The 17,213-nt window shown below is 71.8% G+C and carries 18 protein-coding genes, 1 pseudogene and 1 riboswitch; of the genes and pseudogenes, 11 read left to right on the forward strand and 8 right to left on the reverse strand.

What is annotated here, in order from left to right; all coding sequences use genetic code 11:
• The first annotated feature begins 49 nt into the window (after positions 1 to 49).
• From E4N62_RS05565 to E4N62_RS05580, 4 genes are all read left to right on the forward strand, one after another.
• Positions 50 to 541: a hypothetical protein gene (locus tag E4N62_RS05565; protein ID WP_230212196.1), complete on the forward strand. Its 492-nt coding sequence runs from the start codon at positions 50 to 52 to the stop codon at positions 539 to 541.
• A complete protein-coding gene (locus E4N62_RS05570) occupies positions 490 to 1,026 on the forward strand; it encodes a hypothetical protein (protein ID WP_230212198.1) in 537 nt (178 codons plus the stop codon). The genes E4N62_RS05565 and E4N62_RS05570 overlap by 52 nt, the downstream gene beginning before the upstream one ends.
• Before the next feature lie 93 nt (positions 1,027 to 1,119).
• Positions 1,120 to 2,469 carry a class II 3-deoxy-7-phosphoheptulonate synthase gene (locus tag E4N62_RS05575; protein WP_060885008.1) on the forward strand — a complete coding sequence of 450 codons (1,350 nt, stop codon included), beginning with the start codon at positions 1,120 to 1,122 and terminating at the stop codon, positions 2,467 to 2,469.
• A 173-nt stretch (positions 2,470 to 2,642) separates the two neighbouring features.
• A complete protein-coding gene (locus tag E4N62_RS05580; protein ID WP_230212200.1) occupies positions 2,643 to 2,876 on the forward strand; it encodes a bacterioferritin-associated ferredoxin in 234 nt (77 codons plus the stop codon).
• Between the two features lie 25 nt (positions 2,877 to 2,901).
• Here E4N62_RS05580 and bfr read toward each other — a convergent pair whose 3' ends face one another.
• Complete coding sequence (bfr, locus tag E4N62_RS05585) at positions 2,902 to 3,381, reverse strand: bacterioferritin (protein WP_220649409.1); 480 nt, start codon at positions 3,379 to 3,381, stop codon at positions 2,902 to 2,904.
• 174 nt (positions 3,382 to 3,555) lie between these two features.
• Between bfr and E4N62_RS05590 the strand changes: the two genes are divergently transcribed.
• Positions 3,556 to 4,203 (forward strand): sulfite oxidase-like oxidoreductase, encoded by a 648-nt coding sequence (locus tag E4N62_RS05590; RefSeq protein WP_184895153.1) that lies wholly within the window; start codon positions 3,556 to 3,558, stop codon positions 4,201 to 4,203.
• A 54-nt stretch (positions 4,204 to 4,257) separates the two neighbouring features.
• Here the strand turns inward: E4N62_RS05590 and E4N62_RS05595 are convergent, their stop codons facing one another.
• From E4N62_RS05595 to thiO, 5 genes are all read right to left on the reverse strand, one after another.
• Positions 4,258 to 5,187: a deoxyribonuclease IV gene (locus E4N62_RS05595; RefSeq protein ID WP_374116930.1), complete on the reverse strand. Its 930-nt coding sequence runs from the start codon at positions 5,185 to 5,187 to the stop codon at positions 4,258 to 4,260.
• A gap of 67 nt (positions 5,188 to 5,254) precedes the next feature.
• A complete protein-coding gene (gene pknB / locus E4N62_RS05600) occupies positions 5,255 to 7,171 on the reverse strand; it encodes a Stk1 family PASTA domain-containing Ser/Thr kinase (RefSeq protein ID WP_230212203.1) in 1,917 nt (638 codons plus the stop codon).
• Positions 7,172 to 7,333: 162 nt separating this feature from the next.
• Complete coding sequence (locus E4N62_RS05605) at positions 7,334 to 8,128, reverse strand: thiazole synthase (protein ID WP_215454678.1); 795 nt, start codon at positions 8,126 to 8,128, stop codon at positions 7,334 to 7,336.
• A gap of 4 nt (positions 8,129 to 8,132) precedes the next feature.
• On the reverse strand, positions 8,133 to 8,333 hold the full coding sequence (gene thiS, locus E4N62_RS05610; RefSeq protein WP_230212481.1) for a sulfur carrier protein ThiS: 201 nt from the start codon (positions 8,331 to 8,333) through the stop codon (positions 8,133 to 8,135).
• Positions 8,334 to 8,347: 14 nt separating this feature from the next.
• A complete protein-coding gene (gene thiO / locus E4N62_RS05615; protein WP_230212206.1) occupies positions 8,348 to 9,523 on the reverse strand; it encodes a glycine oxidase ThiO in 1,176 nt (391 codons plus the stop codon).
• A riboswitch (TPP riboswitch) is annotated at positions 9,521 to 9,632 on the reverse strand. It overlaps the preceding gene by 3 nt.
• A 52-nt stretch (positions 9,633 to 9,684) precedes the next feature.
• Here thiO and E4N62_RS05620 point away from each other — a divergent pair.
• The 6 genes and pseudogenes from E4N62_RS05620 (at position 9,685) to E4N62_RS05645 (ending at position 14,580) form a co-directional block, all read left to right on the forward strand.
• Positions 9,685 to 10,041: a hypothetical protein gene (locus E4N62_RS05620; protein ID WP_230212216.1), complete on the forward strand. Its 357-nt coding sequence runs from the start codon at positions 9,685 to 9,687 to the stop codon at positions 10,039 to 10,041.
• 32 nt (positions 10,042 to 10,073) lie between these two features.
• Complete coding sequence (locus tag E4N62_RS05625; protein ID WP_230212218.1) at positions 10,074 to 11,303, forward strand: NAD(P)/FAD-dependent oxidoreductase; 1,230 nt, start codon at positions 10,074 to 10,076, stop codon at positions 11,301 to 11,303.
• 53 nt (positions 11,304 to 11,356) lie between these two features.
• Positions 11,357 to 11,722, forward strand: a complete 366-nt coding sequence (locus tag E4N62_RS05630; RefSeq protein WP_184895167.1) for a helix-turn-helix domain-containing protein — start codon at positions 11,357 to 11,359, stop codon at positions 11,720 to 11,722.
• Between the two features lie 174 nt (positions 11,723 to 11,896).
• A pseudogene (gene thiE, locus E4N62_RS05635) lies at positions 11,897 to 12,539 on the forward strand (thiamine phosphate synthase).
• A gap of 122 nt (positions 12,540 to 12,661) precedes the next feature.
• On the forward strand, positions 12,662 to 13,585 hold the full coding sequence (gene metF / locus E4N62_RS05640) for a methylenetetrahydrofolate reductase [NAD(P)H] (protein ID WP_230212220.1): 924 nt from the start codon (positions 12,662 to 12,664) through the stop codon (positions 13,583 to 13,585).
• 56 nt (positions 13,586 to 13,641) lie between these two features.
• Complete coding sequence (locus E4N62_RS05645; RefSeq protein ID WP_230212223.1) at positions 13,642 to 14,580, forward strand: hypothetical protein; 939 nt, start codon at positions 13,642 to 13,644, stop codon at positions 14,578 to 14,580.
• A gap of 37 nt (positions 14,581 to 14,617) precedes the next feature.
• Here E4N62_RS05645 and E4N62_RS05650 read toward each other — a convergent pair whose 3' ends face one another.
• Together E4N62_RS05650 and E4N62_RS05655 are read right to left on the reverse strand one after the other, a co-directional pair.
• On the reverse strand, positions 14,618 to 16,132 hold the full coding sequence (locus E4N62_RS05650) for an NAD(P)/FAD-dependent oxidoreductase (RefSeq protein ID WP_230212225.1): 1,515 nt from the start codon (positions 16,130 to 16,132) through the stop codon (positions 14,618 to 14,620).
• Between the two features lie 431 nt (positions 16,133 to 16,563).
• Positions 16,564 to 17,196 (reverse strand): TetR/AcrR family transcriptional regulator, encoded by a 633-nt coding sequence (locus E4N62_RS05655; RefSeq protein ID WP_230212228.1) that lies wholly within the window; start codon positions 17,194 to 17,196, stop codon positions 16,564 to 16,566.
• Positions 17,197 to 17,213: the final 17 nt, after the last annotated feature.

Raw genomic sequence — 17,213 nt, forward strand, 5'->3', positions numbered from 1 at the left:
CCCCGGAAACTCACACGATCGACACCTGGTGGTCGGCTTAGGATCACGCGTGCCCCACATACCGAGAACGCGACTCCTGGCCCTCGTGACGGCGACGGCCGCCTTACTCGCCGGGCTGACCGGACACGGCGGCGGCATCGTCTGGTACGCCAACCACCTCTACGTCACCGACACCACCGGCGGCATCCGCGTCTTCGACGTCAACAAGCTGAGCAAGGTCGACACCTACGGCTCCGGTCTCAACACGTACGGCATCGACGGCGTCTCCGGCCGGTCGAGCGCCTGCGGCCTTCCGTACGTCCTGCCGCAGACCCACTACTACAAGCAGGCCTCCCCGCCGCCCTCCGGCGGTTGCGACAACGACGCCGTCGACGGGGCCCCGACCCCGACTCGCTCTGCTACTCGTGGCTCTCCCTCGACAAGACCGGCGGCGGCCCGTACAAGCTGGTCGCCGGCGAGTGGTACGGCGGTGTCGCGGGCGCCCGGATCGTGCGCTACCAGCTCAATCCGACCAGCGCCTCCACGTATCGGGGGCTGCTGAACATGTCCGGCGGCAGAACGGTGATCCACGACGCGTACGCCGCGACCCGCTACGTCGGCCTGCAGGGCGGCATGACCTGGACCGACGACACCGGGCTGCTGAACTTCGCCTTCCACAAGGGCTGCGCCCTCCAGCCCGCCGTGTTCTCCCGCACCTGGGTCGGCGACACCCGCGCCCCGACGGCCTGCAACGTCACGGTCGGCGGACGGCCCCACGCGAGCGGCAACTGGGCGGTCGGCACGCCTCAGGCGCTGAGCCACTGGCCGAGGCTCGGCACGGCACGCGTGGACGAGCTGTGGGGACTCACCGAACACATCTGCGCCGGCACCGCCCTGCGGGCGAGCTTCCCGCACGAGTTCGAGGCCGTCGAGGAGGCCGACGAGCGGCGCAACGCCTGCGATGGCTACCGGGGAGAGGCGAGCCTCTCCCTGCGTACGGTCTTCGCCGTCGGCTTCGACGACCCGGCGGTCATGGACCTCCACTGAGGCGCCCGCGGACCCCGCTCGGATCGAGCGGGGTCCGTCTCACTTGATGAGCAAGGGGATGGACGCCCGACATGACCCCGTAATGTGGACGTCGTGACCGTGAACGCTAAGTCCAGCGCGAGCGCTGGCAACACCTGGCGAGACCTGCCCGCGGCGCAGCAGCCCGAGTACCCCGACACCGAGGCTCTGCGCGCAGTCGTTGCGGAGCTCGAGTCGTATCCGCCGCTCGTCTTCGCGGGCGAGTGCGACCAGCTGCGCGCCCGGATGGCGTCCGTCGCCAAGGGAGAGGCGTTCCTCCTCCAGGGCGGCGACTGTGCCGAGGCCTTCGACGCCGTGTCGGCCGACCACATCCGCAACAAGCTGAAGACGCTGCTCCAGATGGGCGCCGTCCTCACGTACGCGGCCTCCGTGCCGGTCGTGAAGGTCGGCCGGATCGCCGGGCAGTACTCCAAGCCCCGCTCCAAGGGCACCGAGACCCGCGACGGCGTGACCCTGCCGACCTACCGCGGCGACTCCGTCAACGGCTTCGACTTCAACGAGGCCGCCCGCATCCCGGACCCCGAGCGCCTGAAGCGGATGTACAACGCCTCCGCCTCCACGCTCAACCTGGTGCGCGCCTTCACCACCGGCGGTTACGCCGACCTGCGCCAGGTGCACGCCTGGAACCAGGACTTCGTGAAGTCGTCCCCGTCCGGCCAGCGCTACGAGCAGCTCGCCCGGGAGATCGACAACGCGCTGAACTTCATGCACGCCTGCGGGGCCGACCCGGAGGAGTTCCGCACCGTCGAGTTCTTCTCCTCGCACGAGGCGCTGCTGCTCGACTACGAGTCGGCGCTGACCCGCGTGGACTCGCGCACCGGCCGGCTCTACGACGTCTCGGCGCACATGGTGTGGATCGGTGAGCGCACCCGGCAGCTGGACCACGCGCACATCGAGTTCGCCTCGAAGATCCGCAACCCGATCGGGATCAAGCTCGGCCCGACGACCACGGCCGAGGAGGCGCTGCAGTACATCGAGCGCCTCGACCCGGACCGCGAGCCCGGCCGCCTCACCTTCATCGTGCGCATGGGCGCGGACAAGGTCCGTGACAAGCTGCCCGAGCTGGTCGAGAAGGTCACCGCGTCCGGCGCCACCGTGGCCTGGGTGACCGACCCGATGCACGGCAACACCTTCGAGGCCGCCTCCGGCCACAAGACCCGCCGCTTCGACGACGTGCTCGACGAGGTCAAGGGCTTCTTCGAGGTCCACAAGGGTCTGGGCACCCACCCGGGCGGCATCCACGTGGAGCTCACCGGCGACGACGTCACCGAGTGCGTGGGCGGCGGCGACGAGATCTTCGTCGACGACCTGCACCAGCGCTACGAGACCGCGTGCGACCCCCGGCTCAACCGCAGCCAGTCGCTGGACCTGGCGTTCCTGGTCGCGGAGCTGTACCGGGACTAGTAGGAGATCAACAGTGGGTGCGCCTGTTACGGGTGCGTGACAGGGCATGACGTGGGGCGCGGATCACATACGATCCGCGCCCCACTCCACTGTTGCGCTTCCGGCTCGCCGGGTAAGGTTAGGTTAGCCTCACCGATCATCGGGACGGCGCCCTCTATCGATCCCGGCGGGAGGTGAACCGCGTGTTCGTCTGCAGTTGCTTCGGCGTCACCGAGCAGCAGGTCAAGAAGCATGCGGCGGACGGCGCCTGCACCCCTCGCCAGATAGCGTCCGCCTGCAAGGCGGGCACGGACTGCGGCTCCTGCGTCCGGCGGATCCAGGCGATCCTCGGCCGGGGCGCGTGCCCGCGCCGTGAGTCGGTCGACCAGGGCGAGTCGGTCTTCACCGAGCTCGAGGAAGCGGCCTGACCCGGTTCCCGGGCTGCCGCCCGGCTCAGCTCTCGGGCTGTTCGATCAGCTGCGCGATGTAGAGCGCCTCGCCGAGCTTCTCCAGCAGTTCCAGCTGGGTGTCCAGGTAGTCGATGTGGTGCTCCTCGTCCTCGAGGATCGACTCGAAGATGTTCGCCGAGGTGATGTCGCCCTTGTTGCGCATCACCTCGATGCCGCGCTTGAGGCGGTCGATGGCCTCGACCTCGATCTGCCGGTCGGCCTCGAACATCTCCTTGACCGTCTGGCCCACCCGTACGTGGAACAGCCGCTGGTAGTTCGGCAGCCCGTCCAGGAACAGGATCCGGTCGGTGAGCACCTCCGCGTGCTTCATCTCGTCGAACGACTCGTGACGCGTGTACTTCGCGAGCTTCGTCCAGCCGAAGTTCTCCTGCATCTTCGCGTGCAGGAAGTACTGGTTGATCGCGGTGAGCTCCGCGGTCAGCTGCTCGTTGAGGAATTCGATGACCTCGGGGTCGCCCTGCATCGCAGAGGCTCCTTCCAAGCGGGGAACTGGGAGGTTGCGCCGCGATGATTGCACCGCTGTCGAAGATCGTCCAGTAAGTGCAAGCTTAGTAAGTAAGTGCAGCCTTAGTTCTAAATGTCCGGGTCGGGTGGGCCCTGGTCATGTGCACCACTCGGGGTCTGTCAGGATGGAGTCATGGGTCAGCCGGTGGAACGCGAATCAGGAGATCGCGCATCTGAGAACGCCGCGTCGTCGCAGCTTCCGCCGGGACAGCGGCTCCAACGCGGCTGGCCGGTCACCCATTACGGGCCCGTCCCCAAGTTCCGTCCGGAGCGCTGGGACTTCCGGGTCTTCGGCGCCACCGCCGACGGCGAGAAGCACTCCTGGACCCACGACGAGTTCACCGCCCTGCCGTACGCCTCGGTCGTGGCCGATCTGCACTGCGTGACGAAGTTCAGCATGGTCGGCGCCGAATGGGGCGGCATCCCGGCCCGGACGATCCTGGACACCGCGCCGCCCGCCGCCGAGGTCACCCATGTGATGGTGTGGGCGGAGTACGGCTTCAGCTCCAACCTCCGCCTCGCCGACTTCGCCGACGACCGCACGATCTTCGCCACCCACAAGGACGGCGAACTCCTCACCGCCGAGCACGGCTTCCCCCTCCGCCTCGTCGTCCCCCACCTGTACGCCTGGAAGGGCCCCAAGTGGGTCCGCGGCATCGAGTACATGACCGCCGACCGCCGCGGCTTCTGGGAGGAACGCGGCTACCACAACATCGGCGACCCCTGGCAGGAGCAGCGCTACTCCTACCAGGAGGAACCGGGGGACGGCCCCGAGCTCTGACGTCGACGAGGCGCCCCGGCCGTCCCCGAGCCGCTCGGACCGTCCCGGTCGGCGTCAGCCGTCCCTGAGCTTCTTCAGGCGTTCCACGTCCGCCGCGTGGCCCTCCTTGCCGCCCGGGGTCTCGATGATCAGCGGGACGCCCTCCGTGGCGGGGTGGGTCATCAGGGCACGGAACGGGTCCTCGCCGATGTGTCCGGAGCCGATGTTCTCGTGGCGGTCCTTGTGGGCGCCGACCACGTCCTTGGAGTCGTTGGCGTGGATCAGCTTCAGCCGGCCCTCGCCGACCGTGTCCACCAACAGGTCCAGCGTCCGGTGCATGCCGTCGGGCCCGGTCAGGTCGTGGCCCGCGGCGAAGATGTGGCAGGTGTCCAGACAGACCCCCAGCTTCGGGTGGGCGTCCAGGGCCTCGAAGTACGGCCCGAAGTCCCAGGTGCGGGAACACAGCGAGGCCCCCTGGCCGGCCGTCGACTCCAGCAGCAGATACGGGTCGTCGTCGTGGGTCAACTCGTCCAGCAGCGGCAGCAGATACTCCCGTACCTGCTTGAGCGCCACCGAACGGTCCCGCCCGCCGGTCGCGCTGCCCGTGTGCACGACCACCCCGAGCGCGCCGATCTCCCGGCCCCGGCGCAGCGAGTGCCGCATCGACTCCACGGACTTCTCCGCCGTCGCCTCGGTGTGCGAACCGAAGTTGATCAGGTACGGCGCGTGGACGTAGGCGGGGATCGACTCCTCGGCGCAGGCCGCGCGGAACTCCTCGTCCTGCCGGGGGTTGCCGGCCGGGGTCGCCCAGCCGCGCGGGTTGGCGACGAAGACCTGGACGGTCTCGGCCTTCAGATCACGGGCGTAGGTCAGCCCGACGGAGTTCAGGCCCCCGGCGACGGGCACATGGCCGCCGACGGGGTTGCGGGAAGGGCCGACGGGACCGGGGCGGTGCCGGGGAGCCCGGGGTGGGGGCCGGGAGGCCGGGGACTGCGGAGTGCTCACCGCACCAGGGTGTCATGCGCTCCGAGGTGCCCGGCCGCCGGTTCGAGGCGACGGCCGGGCCGGTCCGTCAGCGGATCTCGATGGTGATGGTCGAGCCCTTGGGCGCGGTGTCCCCGCCGTCCACGGACTGGCTCCTGACCTCGTCGCCGAAGAGCCCGAGGAGCCCCCGGTCCTCCTCGACCTCGAAGCCGGCGTCCTTGAGCCGCTGGGTCGCCTCGTCGACGCTGTCGCCCACGACGTCGGGGACCTCGACCATCACGGGCCCCTTGGAGAGCGTCAGCGTGACGGTGTCGCCCTGGCCGACCTGCTTGCCCACCCCGGGAGCCTGCTCGGCCACGAGCCCCTTGTCGAACTCGGAGTTGACCCGCCCGGAGGCGATCTTCACCTTCAGGCCCGCCTGCTCCAGCTCGGCGGTGGCGTCCGCGACCGAATCGCCCGACACGTCGGGCACCTCCACCGGGGCGCCCCGGCTGACCACGATCCTGACCGCCGCGCCGGACGAGATCTCGGTGCCCGTCCCCGGCTGGGTGCTGATCACCTGCCCCCTGATGACCTCGTCGCTGAACTCCCGTGTCACCACGCCGGGTTCGAGCCCGGCGTCCTTCAGTTTGCTCTTCGCGACATCCAGCCGATAACCCTGGAGATCCGGCACCTTCACGGTCTGCGGACCCTTGGAGATCGTCACCGTCACCGTGTCGTTGTCCCGGATCCGCTCGCCGGGCGCCGGGTCGGTGCCGATCACCCTGCCCCGCTTGACGGTGTCACTGAACGCCCGCTCGACGTCGACGCCCAGCCCGGCGCCCTCCAGCCGCTTCGTGGCGTCCGCCTCGCTCTGCTGCAACACGGCCGGGACCTGCGTGAACTGACCCGAGTTGATGTACCAGACGCCGCCGCCCACGCCCAGGACGAGCACCACGGCGACGACGACCGCCCACAGCCCGCGCCGGGGCGCGGCGGAGGCGCGGGTGCGCCGGGGAGGCGGAGGCGCGTCGAACCGGCTGGTGCGGTGCAACCGCTCGTCGGGATCGAGTCCCACCGACCGCGACACGGACAGGGAACGCGGAATCACGCTCGTCCGGTCCTCCGCGGTGTCGTGGCCGTCGGCTATCGCCTGCGGCGGCACCGCGTCCAGCTGCTCGGCGCTCAGCGCGGCCCGCGCCTCCAGGGTCTGCCCGAGCAGCGCCACGGCGTCGTAGGGCCGCAGCTCCGGATTGCGGGCGGTCGCCGAGGCGACCAGCGCGTCCAGGTCGTAGGGCAGCCCCGGCACCGCGGCCGACGGCGGCGGCACGTCGTCGTGGAGCGCGTGGTAGAGCACCTGTGCGGGAGACTCGCCGGCGTGCGGCTTGCCGCCGGTCAGCATCTCGTAGAGCATCACGCCGCACGCGTACACGTCGACACGGGTGTCGGTCGTGCCGTGCTCCAGCTGCTCGGGGGCGAGGTAGGAGACGGTGCCGAGGACGGCGCCGGTCGTGCTGGTGACGGTGTCCACGGCCCGGACGAGCCCGAAGTCGGCGACCTTGACCCGGCCGTCGTCCCCTATCAGCACGTTCTCCGGCTTCATGTCCCGGTGCACGAACCCGGCGCGGTGCGCGGCGCCCAGCGCGGCGAGCACCGGCTCCAGGATGTCCAGCGCGGCGCGGGGCTGCAGTGCCCCACGCTCGCGCAGCACGTCCCGCAGGGTGCAGCCGGCGACGTACTCCATCGCGAGGTAGACGTACGAGCCGTCGGTGCCCTGGTCGTAGACCCCCACCACGTTCGGGTGGGAGAGCCGGGCCACCGACTTAGCCTCCCGGATGAACCGCTCGACGAACGTCCGGTCCGCGGCCAGCGTCGGATGCATCACCTTGAGTGCGAGCACGCGGTCGAGGCGGGTGTCCACGGTCCGGTAGACCGTGGCCATCCCGCCGACCGCGATCCGCGCCTCGACTCGATACCGGCCGTCGAGCACCTGGCCGACAAGCGGGTCCTGAAGGGTCGTGTCCACGCAGGTGAGTGTACGAGCCGCCGCCGACAGGCCCATGGGCCCCGGGACCCGGGAGACGTACTGCAGCAGAGCTGTGACCGAGACCGGAGGGCTGTGACGAGCGGGTCTCCGACGGAACTCGTTCGACTGTTCGAGTGAGGGCGGAGAGGCGTGAGCTCCGCCTCAGAACGCCGGGCGCTCCGGATCCAGCCGCGCCAGTCCCTCGCCGGGCGACGAGGCCTCCGCGAAGTGACGGCGGGGGATGCGGCCTGCCCGGTACGCAAGCCGTCCGGCCTCCACCGCGTGCCGCATGCCCTCGGCCATCAGGACCGGCTCCTGCGCCCGGGTCACGGCGGAGGCGAGCATGACGCCCGCGCACCCCAGCTCCATCGCGAGCGCGACGTCCGACGCCGTCCCCGCGCCGGCGTCCAGGATCACCGGCACGCGCGCGTGCTCGACGATCAGCTGGAAGTTGTGCGGGTTGCGGATGCCGAGCCCGGAGCCGATGGGCGACCCGAGCGGCATGATCGCGGCACAGCCCACGTCCTGGAGCTTGCGCGCGAGCACGGGATCGTCGTTCGTGTACGGCAGCACCGTGAAACCGTCGTCGACGAGTGTCTCGGCGGCGTCGAGCAGTTCGATCGGGTCGGGCAGCAGGGTGCGCTCGTCGGCGATGACCTCCAGCTTGACCAGGGACGTACCGAGCGCCTCGCGCGCGAGGCGGGCCGTCAGCACGGCCTCGCCCGCCGTGAAGCAGCCGGCCGTGTTGGGCAGCACCCGGATGCCGAGCCGGTCGAGCACCGACAGCACCGAGCCGTGCACGTCGGCGTTGACCCGGCGCATCGCGACCGTGGTCAGCTCCGTGCCGGAGGCCACCAGCGCGCGCTCCAGGACGTCCAGGCCGCTCGCTCCGCCGGTGCCCATGATCAGGCGGGACGCGTAGGTCGTACCGCCGAGGACGAAGGGGTCGTCTGCCATGGGATCAGCCTCCTTGGACGGCGGTGAGGACCTCGACGCGGTCCCCCTCGGCGAGGGCGGTGGTCGTCCACCGCGCGCGCGGGACGACGGTTTCGTTGAGAGCGGCGGCGACACCGGAGACGGACGGAGTGAGCGTCCGCACGATCGCGTCGAGGGCCGTGCCGCGAGCGATCTGCCGCCGCTCCCCGTTGACGGACACGGTCACGGTTCCGGCGGTGCTCATACGGGCTGCTCCAGGAGTTCGCGGGCCGCGCCGGCGCGGAACCGCAGGGGGGTGAAGTCGCGCGCCTCGGCCGGCAGTTCACCGGTGGTCAGCACCTCGGCCAGGACGTCCCCGGTGACCGGAGTGAGAAGCACCCCGTTGCGGTAGTGGCCCGTCGCGAGGAGCAGGCCGTCCAGCCCGCTCGGGCCGAGGAGCGGGGCATTGTCGGGGGAGGCGGGGCGCAGTCCCGCGCGGGTCTCGGTGAGCGGCAGTTCGGTGATCCCGGGGACGAGTTCGTGGGCGTCCCGCAGCAGTTCGTACACCCCGCCCGCGGTGACCGTCGTGTCCCAGCCCTGCTCCTCGCTGGTCGCGCCGACGACGAGTTCGCCGTTCTCGCGCGGCACCAGATAGACCTGGCTGCCGCGCACCACGGCCCGCACGATACGGCTCAGGAAGGGCGCGTACGGCTTCGGGACGGTCAGCCGCAGCACCTGCCCCTTCACCGGCCGCACCGGCGGCCGCACTTCGGCCGGGACCCCGGCGAGCCGCCCGCTGAGGCTGCCCGCGGCGAGGACGGTGTGCTCGGCGTCCAGCCGGTCGCCCGCGCCGGTGCGGACGCCCGTGGCCCGTTCCCGGGCCACCGACAGCTCCTCGGCCCAGGTCCGGTGGAACACCACCCCGGCGCGTTCGCAGGCCGCCACCAGGGCCGCGGAGAGCCGCCTCGGGTCGACCTGGTGGTCCCCGTCGACCCGCAGTCCGCCACGCACGCCCGGCGCGAGCATCGGTTCCAGGCGACGGCACTCCCGTCCGCTCAGCCACTCCGAGTCGAGGCCCGAGCGGCGTTGCAGGGCGTGCAGTTCGCGCAGATGCGCGCGGTCGTCGGCGTCGAGCGCGACGGCGAGGGTGCCCGAGCGGCGGTAGCCGAGGTCGAGGCCGGTGACCTCGGTCAGCTCGGCGGCGAAGTCCGGATAGCGGCGCGCGGACTCCAGGTTGAGCCCCAGCAGCGTCTGCTCGCCGTAGTGCAGTTCGGTCACGGCGGCGAGCATCCCGGCCGCCACCCGCGCGGCCCCGCCGCCGGGCTCGGGATCGACGACGGCCGTGGCGAACCCGCGCTGCGCGGACCGCCACGCCGTGACGAGACCGATGATTCCGCCCCCCACGACGAGGACGTCTGACGTGTGCGTACGCGACATGGGCGTCCAGCCCCTCCCTTCGCCGGCATGACCCGGATCAGGTTCGTACGGTCGGAGGCCGCCAGCCTCCCTCTCAGCCCGGTGCGCCCGGGCTCCCGCGAGTGCTCTACGGTGGCCCACCCTAGCCCCCGCCGTTCGTCCCAGTAAGGGAGCCCGTGCCCATGGCCCGCTCGCTCGACGGTCTCGTCCTCGCCCCCGTCGCCGACCAAGCCCCAGGTCAGGTGGGCACCCGCACCCGGTTCACGTACCACGAGGAGGACGGCGAGATCTGGGCCGACTACGCGGGCGGCGACGTCGTGCGCGGCCGGCTCGTGGGCACGCGCGCGGGGGACCGGCTGGACTTCCGCTACGTGCAGTTGAAGACGGACGGGACCACCGCCTCAGGGCACTGCGAGTCCCTCGTCGTCGAACTGCCCGACGGGCGGGTCCGGCTGGAGGAGACCTGGCAGTGGGAGTCGCGGCCCGGCAGCGGGACGAGCGTGGTGGAGCAGGTCGAGCCGGCGGACCCCACCCCCTGACTGACCGAATGTCAGTTGTCTATGGTGATCGGGTGAGCGAGCAGACGCAGCTGAGGGGCGGATCACCGGCGCGGCGCGTGGTCGTGGTGGGCGCGGGCATGGCGGGCGTGCAGACGGCGGTCGCCCTGCGGGAACAGGGCTTCACCGGCGACGTGGTCCTGCTCGGCGCCGAGCCGCACCAGCCGTACGACCGGCCGCCGCTCTCCAAGGCCGTCCTGCTCGGCAGCGCCGAGGGCTCCGCCTTCGACGTCGACTTCGAGGCGCTCGGCATCGACCTCCGGCTCGGCCGCGAGGTCACCGGCCTGAGCCCCGCCGACCACGCACTCGACACGGCCGCCGGGCCCGTCCCGTACGACGTCCTCGTCGTCGCGACCGGCGCCGAACCGGTCCGGCTGCCGGGCGCCGAGGGGGTGCCCGGGGTGCATCTGCTGCGGACCCTGGACGACGCCGAGCGGCTGCGGCCCGTGCTGGCACGGCAGCACGACATCGTGGTCGTGGGCGCGGGCTGGATCGGCGCGGAGTTCGCCACCGCCGCGCGCGAGGCGGGCTGCGCGGTGACGGTCGTCGAGGCGGCGGACCGCCCGCTCGCGGGCGCGCTCCCCGCGGAGGTGGCCGCCCCGATGACCGCCTGGTACGCCGACAGCGGCGCCACCCTGCGCACCCACGCGCGCGTGGCGCGCGTCGAGCCCGGGACGGTGGTCCTGGACGACGGCACCCGGGTCCCGGCGGGCGCGGTCGTCGTCGGCATCGGCGCGCGCCCCGCCACGGCCTGGCTGAAGGGCTCCGGCATCGAACTCGGCGCCCACGGCGAGGTGGTCGCCGACGACCATCTGCGCACCTCCGCAGCGGACGTCTACGCCGTCGGCGACTGCGCCTCCTTCCCCTCGGGCAGGTACGGCCGGCGCCTGCTCGTCCACCACTGGGACAACGCCCTCCAGGGCCCCCGCACGGTCGCGGCGAACATCGTCGGCGAGACCCCCGAGCCCTACGACCCCGTCCCGTACTTCTGGTCCGAGCAGTTCGGGCGGTTCGTCCAGTACGCCGGGGACCACGCCTCCGCCGACACGATGGTCCGGCGCGGCGACCCGACCGGCGCCGCCTGGTCGGTCTGCTGGCTCCGCGAGACCCGGCTGGTCGCCCTGCTGGCAGTGGGCCGCCCCCGCGACCTGGCCCAGGGCCGCCGCCTGATCGAAGCGGGCACAGCGATGGACCCGCTGCTGCTGGAGGACCCGGCGAGGCCCCTGAAGGCGGCGACGGCGTAGGCCGGACGCGGCTCGGCTACCCACTGTCAGTCCCAGATGGCAGTCTTGGAGACGTGACCGAGATTGACGCAAAGATCGATGCTCTCGTCCCCGCGTGGCTGACCCTTCCCGACATCGCAGAGATGCTGGACGTCGAGGTGACCCGCGTGCGGCAGCTGGTGAAGGAAGGCCAGCTCATCGCCGTACGCCGTGGTGAGAACCGCGCACTGCACGTCCCCGCCGCCTTCATCGACGGAGACAAGGTGGTCAAGGGCCTGACCGGCACCCTGACCCTGCTGAGGGACGACGGCTTCAGCGACGAAGAGATGCTGGAGTGGCTCTTCACTCCGGACCCCAGCCTGCCCGGCACCCCGGCCCAGGCCCTGAGCGAGAATCGCGGCACGGAGGTGAAGCGCCGCGCCCAGGCGCTCGCCGTCTGACCGGAAACACCTGAGGCACCAGACACACCGCACCCACCAGACAGACCAGAGACACCGGGGACACCCCCGGGAAGTTCGCAGCAGAGCCGCCTGTACGGCGTACGGGAGCCGGGGCCCGAGAGGGTCGCGTCCCGTACGCCGCACCGATCACGCACGCCAACGGGGGACGCACCCATGCCCGACGCCGCCGCACAGCTCGCCGACGCCCGGCTCTACCTCTGCACGGACGCCCGCAAGCGCCAGGGCGACCTCCCGCGGTTCCTGGACGCGGTCCTCGCGGGCGGCGTGGACATCGTGCAGCTCCGCGACAAGGGCATGGAGGCCGCCGAGGAGCTGGAGCACCTCCAGGTCTTCGCGGACGCCTGCCGCCGGCACGGCAAGCTGCTCGCCGTCAACGACCGCGCGGACGTCGCCCACGCCATCGGCGCGGACGTGCTGCACCTCGGCCAGGGCGACCTCCCGGTCCCGGCCGCCCGCGCCGTCCTCGGCACGGACGTGCTCATCGGCCGTTCCACCCACGCCGAGGAGGAGGCCGCCGCCGCGGCCGCCCAGGAGGGCGTGGACTACTTCTGCACGGGCCCCTGCTGGCCCACCCCACCAAGCCCGGCCGTCACGCCCCGGCCTGGACCTCGTCCGGTACACCGCCGCCCTCGCCACCGACCGCCCCTGGTTCGCCATCGGCGGTATCGACCTCGGCAATCTCGACGAGGTCGTCGAGGCGGGTGCCCGGCGGGTGGTGGTCGTCCGGGCGATCACCGAGGCCGACGACCCGGGAGCCGCCGCGGCGGAGTTCACCAAGCGGCTGCGCACCCTCTAGCCGGCCGCGTCCGCGGTGGCCTGGTGTCCACGTCTGTCCAAGGCGTGGACACCAGGTCGGCAAAGGGGACAAAAGCACCTGGTCTGGTTGGGGGACGGCGCCGACCTGACTAACCTGCCCGTATGGCCCTAGGAACCGCTTCGACCCGCACGGACCGCGCACGGACCGTGCGTGACATGCTCGCCACGGGCAAAACCACCTACTCCTTCGAGTTCTGGGCACCCAAGACGGAGAAGGGTGAGCGGAACCTCTGGAACGCCCTCCGCAGGATCGAGGCGGTCGCGCCCAGCTTCGTCTCCGTGACGTACGGCGCGGGCGGCTCCACCCGGGCCGGCACGGTGAAGGCGACCGAGCAGATCGCCGCCGACACCACCCTCACGCCGGTGGCCCACCTCACCGCGGTCAGCCACTCCGTCGCCGAACTGCGGAACATCATCGGCCAGTACGCGGACGCCGGCATCCGCAACATCCTCGCCGTCCGGGGCGACCCGCCCGGTGACCCGATGGCCGAGTGGATCGCGCACCCGCAGGGTCTGACCTACGCCGCCGAACTCGTCCGCCTCATCAAGGAGTCGGGCGACTTCTGCGTGGGCGTGGCGGCCTTCCCGGAGATGCACCCGCGCTCCCCGGACTGGGACAGCGACGTGGCGCGCTTCGTCGACAAGTGCCGGGCGGGCGCCGACTACGCGATCACGCAGATGTTCTTCCACCCCGACTCGTATCTGCGTCTGAGGGACGCGGTCGCGAGGGCCGGCTGCGAAACCCCCGTGATTCCCGAGGTCATGCCCGTCACCAGCGTGAAGATGCTGGAACGGTTGCCGAAACTCAGCAACGCCGCCATCCCGAACGCCCTGAAAGAGCGGATCGTCACAGCCAAAGACGATCCGGCCGCTGTACGCTCCATTGGCATCGAGTTCGCCACGGAGTTCTGCGCGAGGCTGCTGGACGAGGGAGTCCCCGGACTTCACTTCATCACCCTGAACAACTCCACCGCGACTCTGGAAATCCACGAGAACCTGGGCCTGCACCATCCACCACGGGCCTAGACCGGTCGCACTCGCGTACGACACACTGCGTAGCGGCTACAGGGAGAGGGGCGTACATGGGCTGGGCGGTCCTCTACATCGCGTTCGGCGTCGTCGCGTTGTGGCTGCTGGGTGAGGTGCTGCTGCAGTACAAGGCGCGTCTGCGCTGGCGCCTGCTCGCCTTCGCGGGCTTCCTCGGTGTCGTCCTCGGTGTCCTCATCCCCAACGTGATCGTCATCGGGCTGGGCGCGATCGCCTTCGCGGTCGGGCAGACGTACGTGACGCTGTCGTTCCGGCGCGGCTTCGAGGCCGGCTGGGCCGTCCGCCCGCGCTCCGGCGAGGGCGAGGACGGCGGCCGGCTGCCCAAGGCGGCCAAGAAGCGCCGGCGCGGCGAACCGGACCGCCAGGACCCGACCCTGGAGGTCACGGACCTGGAGACCACCGCCGCCGGAACCTACGCCCAGAGCGACGACCTGCTCGACGACCGCGACGACGACGTGTTCGTCCGCCCGCAGTCCACGCCCTCCGCGGCCGGGCCGGCCCCCGTCTACTCCCCGGAACCCATGCCGGACGACACCAGCACCTACGGCATCTACGGCGACGACAACGCCTACGCGGGCGCCACCGGCCAGCGGCAGGCGACCGCCGACCAGGCCGCGCAGGACGAGGCCTTCGCCTACTACGGCTACGACCAGCAGCAGTACGGCTACGACCCGTCGCAGCAGCAGTACGCCGCCTACTCCGACCCGTACATCGGCACCCAGACGTACGACGCCACGGCCTCCTACGACCAGTCCTACGGGCAGCAGGGGTACGGGCAACAGGGCTACGGCCAGGACCAGTACGGCGGCGGCTACGGCGGCGAGACCCCGCCCGGCGGCGTCTGGGTCCCGCAGCAGCGCAACACCGACGACCCGTTCGGCTCGGACCTCCCGTCGGACCAGCAGTACCCGTACCAGGGCAACGGCAACGGCAACGGCCAGAACGGCTACGACGAGCAGCAGTACCGTTTCTGAAGGATCCGTCCGGCCCCCGCTCCGGCCCCGGTGAGCCTCACTGGGAGCCGCGGAAGTCCGGTCCCTCGACGATCAGTCCCGCCACCAGCGCGCCCGACATCCCGGCGTGCGCAAGACCGCCGCCGGGGTGGGACCAGCCACCCACGGTGAACAGGCCCGGCAACGCGGTGGTGTTGGACGGGTGCAGCCATCGCCCGTCCGCCGCGGCGAGCGCCGGCGCCGGGACCGCGCCCCCCTCCGCACCGGTCGTCCGCGCGATGTCGGCCGGGGTGCGCACCTCGCTCCACAGCAGACGCTTGCGCAGATCGGGGACGGCGCGCTCGGCGGCGTCGACGAGCCGCTCGGCCGACACCTCGAAGTCCTCCGACTCCGCGCCGTTGCGCTCGGGTCCGGCGGGGACCGCGCACGTGACCGTGACCGCCTCGTGGCCGGCGTCCGGGACCAGTGCCGGATCGTCGGGGCGCAGCACCGTCACCGTGGGCCGGGCGACCGTCCCGTGCGACGGACCGAAGAGCAGGTCCAGCTCGGCGTCACGATCCTCCGCGTGCACCACCGTCCGGTGCGCCGCGTCCGCCGGACGTCCGCCGCGCAGCGCCAGCAGCACGGTCAGCCGGCTCGTCGCCCCGCGCTGGGCCGGCACCTCGCCGGCATCCCGCAGGACCGACCGCCGCGCCAGGCGGCTCAGCACCTCGGGCGCGACCCCGGCGACCACGAAGTCGGCCTCGGCCACCGCGCCGTCCGCCGACTCCACCCCGGCCGCCCGGCCGTCCTTCTCGACGATCCCGGTGACCTCGGCGCCGAAGACGAACTCGACCCGGCGGGCCAGGCACCGCTCGTACAGTGCCCGCGCCAACTCCCGCAGACCGCCCCGGACGTACCAGGTCCCGAAGGCGTGGTCGAGGTAGGGCAGGACCGCCGCGCTCGCCGGGACGCTCCTCGGGTCCAGGCCGTACGCGAGGGCGTGGCTCTCCAGCAGCGCCGTCAGCCGGGGATCGCGCAGTTCCCAGGCGCCGACCTCGGCGAGGGTGGCGGCGCGGCGGGTGCGCAGCAGCCGCCTGCGGGGGACCGAGGGGTACGGTTCGCGCTCGGCCAGGACCTTCCAGTCGGACCACAGCGGTTCCTCCAGGAGGGGCCGCCGGGTGCGGTCCCAGGCCTCGCGGGCCCGCACCAGGAAGTCGCCCCAGCGGTCGCCGACGCCCGGGCCGAGCGCGGAGTTCAGGGCGGCGACCACGCCCGCGCGGGAGGTGCCCGGCAGCAGGAGGTCGGTGCCGTCCGCGAAGACGTGCCGGGCCGCCGGGTCGACCTGGGCCAGGTCGACGCACTTCTCCAGCGGCTCCTTGCCGGTCTTGAGGAACAGGTCGCGGTGCACGGCGGGGAGCAGCAGCAGTCCAGGTCCCGTGTCGAACGCGAAGCCGTCGCGCTCGAAGCGGCCCACGGCGCCGCCGTAGGTCGTCGTGCTCTCGTGCACCACCACGCGGTGGCCCGCGACGGCCAGCCGGGCAGCGGCCCCCATCGCGCCGAGACCGGCGCCGATCACCGCGATTCTTGCCATGTGAGCGACCTTATCGGCCGCCGCTGACATCGCTTGTTCGCGGTCGAGCTCGGGCAGTGCGGTCGTTCGGCGGGTACGGGTTCGTCGTGGCTTGTCGCGCGGTTCCCCGCGCCCCTGACGGGGGGCAGGGGCGGGCCTGGGGAAGTACGCAGGGCTGAGTACCCGTACTCACCCGGTGAGATGAGTACCCGTACGGATGGGCTCCCACCTGCGGGAACGAGAGAGTGGAGGCACGGGAAGGGGCGCGGCCGCGGTACCGCCGACACGGGGCGGCGGAACGGCTCTCGCGCTCTTACCGCTCCTTCCGTCGACGCGAGTCGGCGGGAGCGAGGCACGGGGGAGTACGGGGGAACAGGGAAGCGCCGGTTCGAGGTGGCCCGCGGGGGACGCGGCCAGTTCGGACCGGCGCTCTCGTTTCCGCCCCGGCCCGGTCAGCCGTTCCCGCTCACGCGGCCCTGCAGCAGCCGGGACAGCGCCGCGTGGACGTCGTCCAGGGAGCGCTCCGGCTGGAAGGCCTTCCAGTCCAGCGCGGCCACCAGGACCATGCCGACCAGGGCCGACGCCGTCAGGCCGACGTCGATCTCGTCGCTCAGCTCGCCGCCCTCGACGCCGTCGCGGAGCACCCCCTCGACGACGGCGACCGCCTCCCGCCGGACGACCATCAGCGTGGACTGCCAGGCGCGGTTGGTGCGCCACAGCTCGGCCACGTACAGCTGGGTGAAGGACGGGTAGCGGTCGATGAAGACGAGCCCGGCCCGGATCATCGCGTCCAGGGCGTCGACCCTGCTGCCGCCCTCCTTCGCGGTCCGCTCGGCCGCCTCGCGGAGGGAGGCGGTGAGCAGTTCCACGCCGTGCCGCAGCAGCTCCTCGAAGAGGACCGACTTGCTCGCGAAGTTGTAGTAGACCGTGCCCTTGGCGACTCCGGCGCGCTCGGCGATCTCGTCCACCGTGGTGGCGGAGAACCCCTGCTCCGCTATGAGGGTGACGGCCGCTTCGTAGAGTTTCTGCCGGGTCGCCTCGCGGCGGCCCCCGCCTGCGCCGCCGGGGGCGTTGCTGCTTTCCATGGCCCTGATTGTCACAG

Source organism: Streptomyces sp. MNU76, from assembly GCF_020982545.1.
GTDB lineage: Bacteria > Actinomycetota > Actinomycetes > Streptomycetales > Streptomycetaceae > Streptomyces.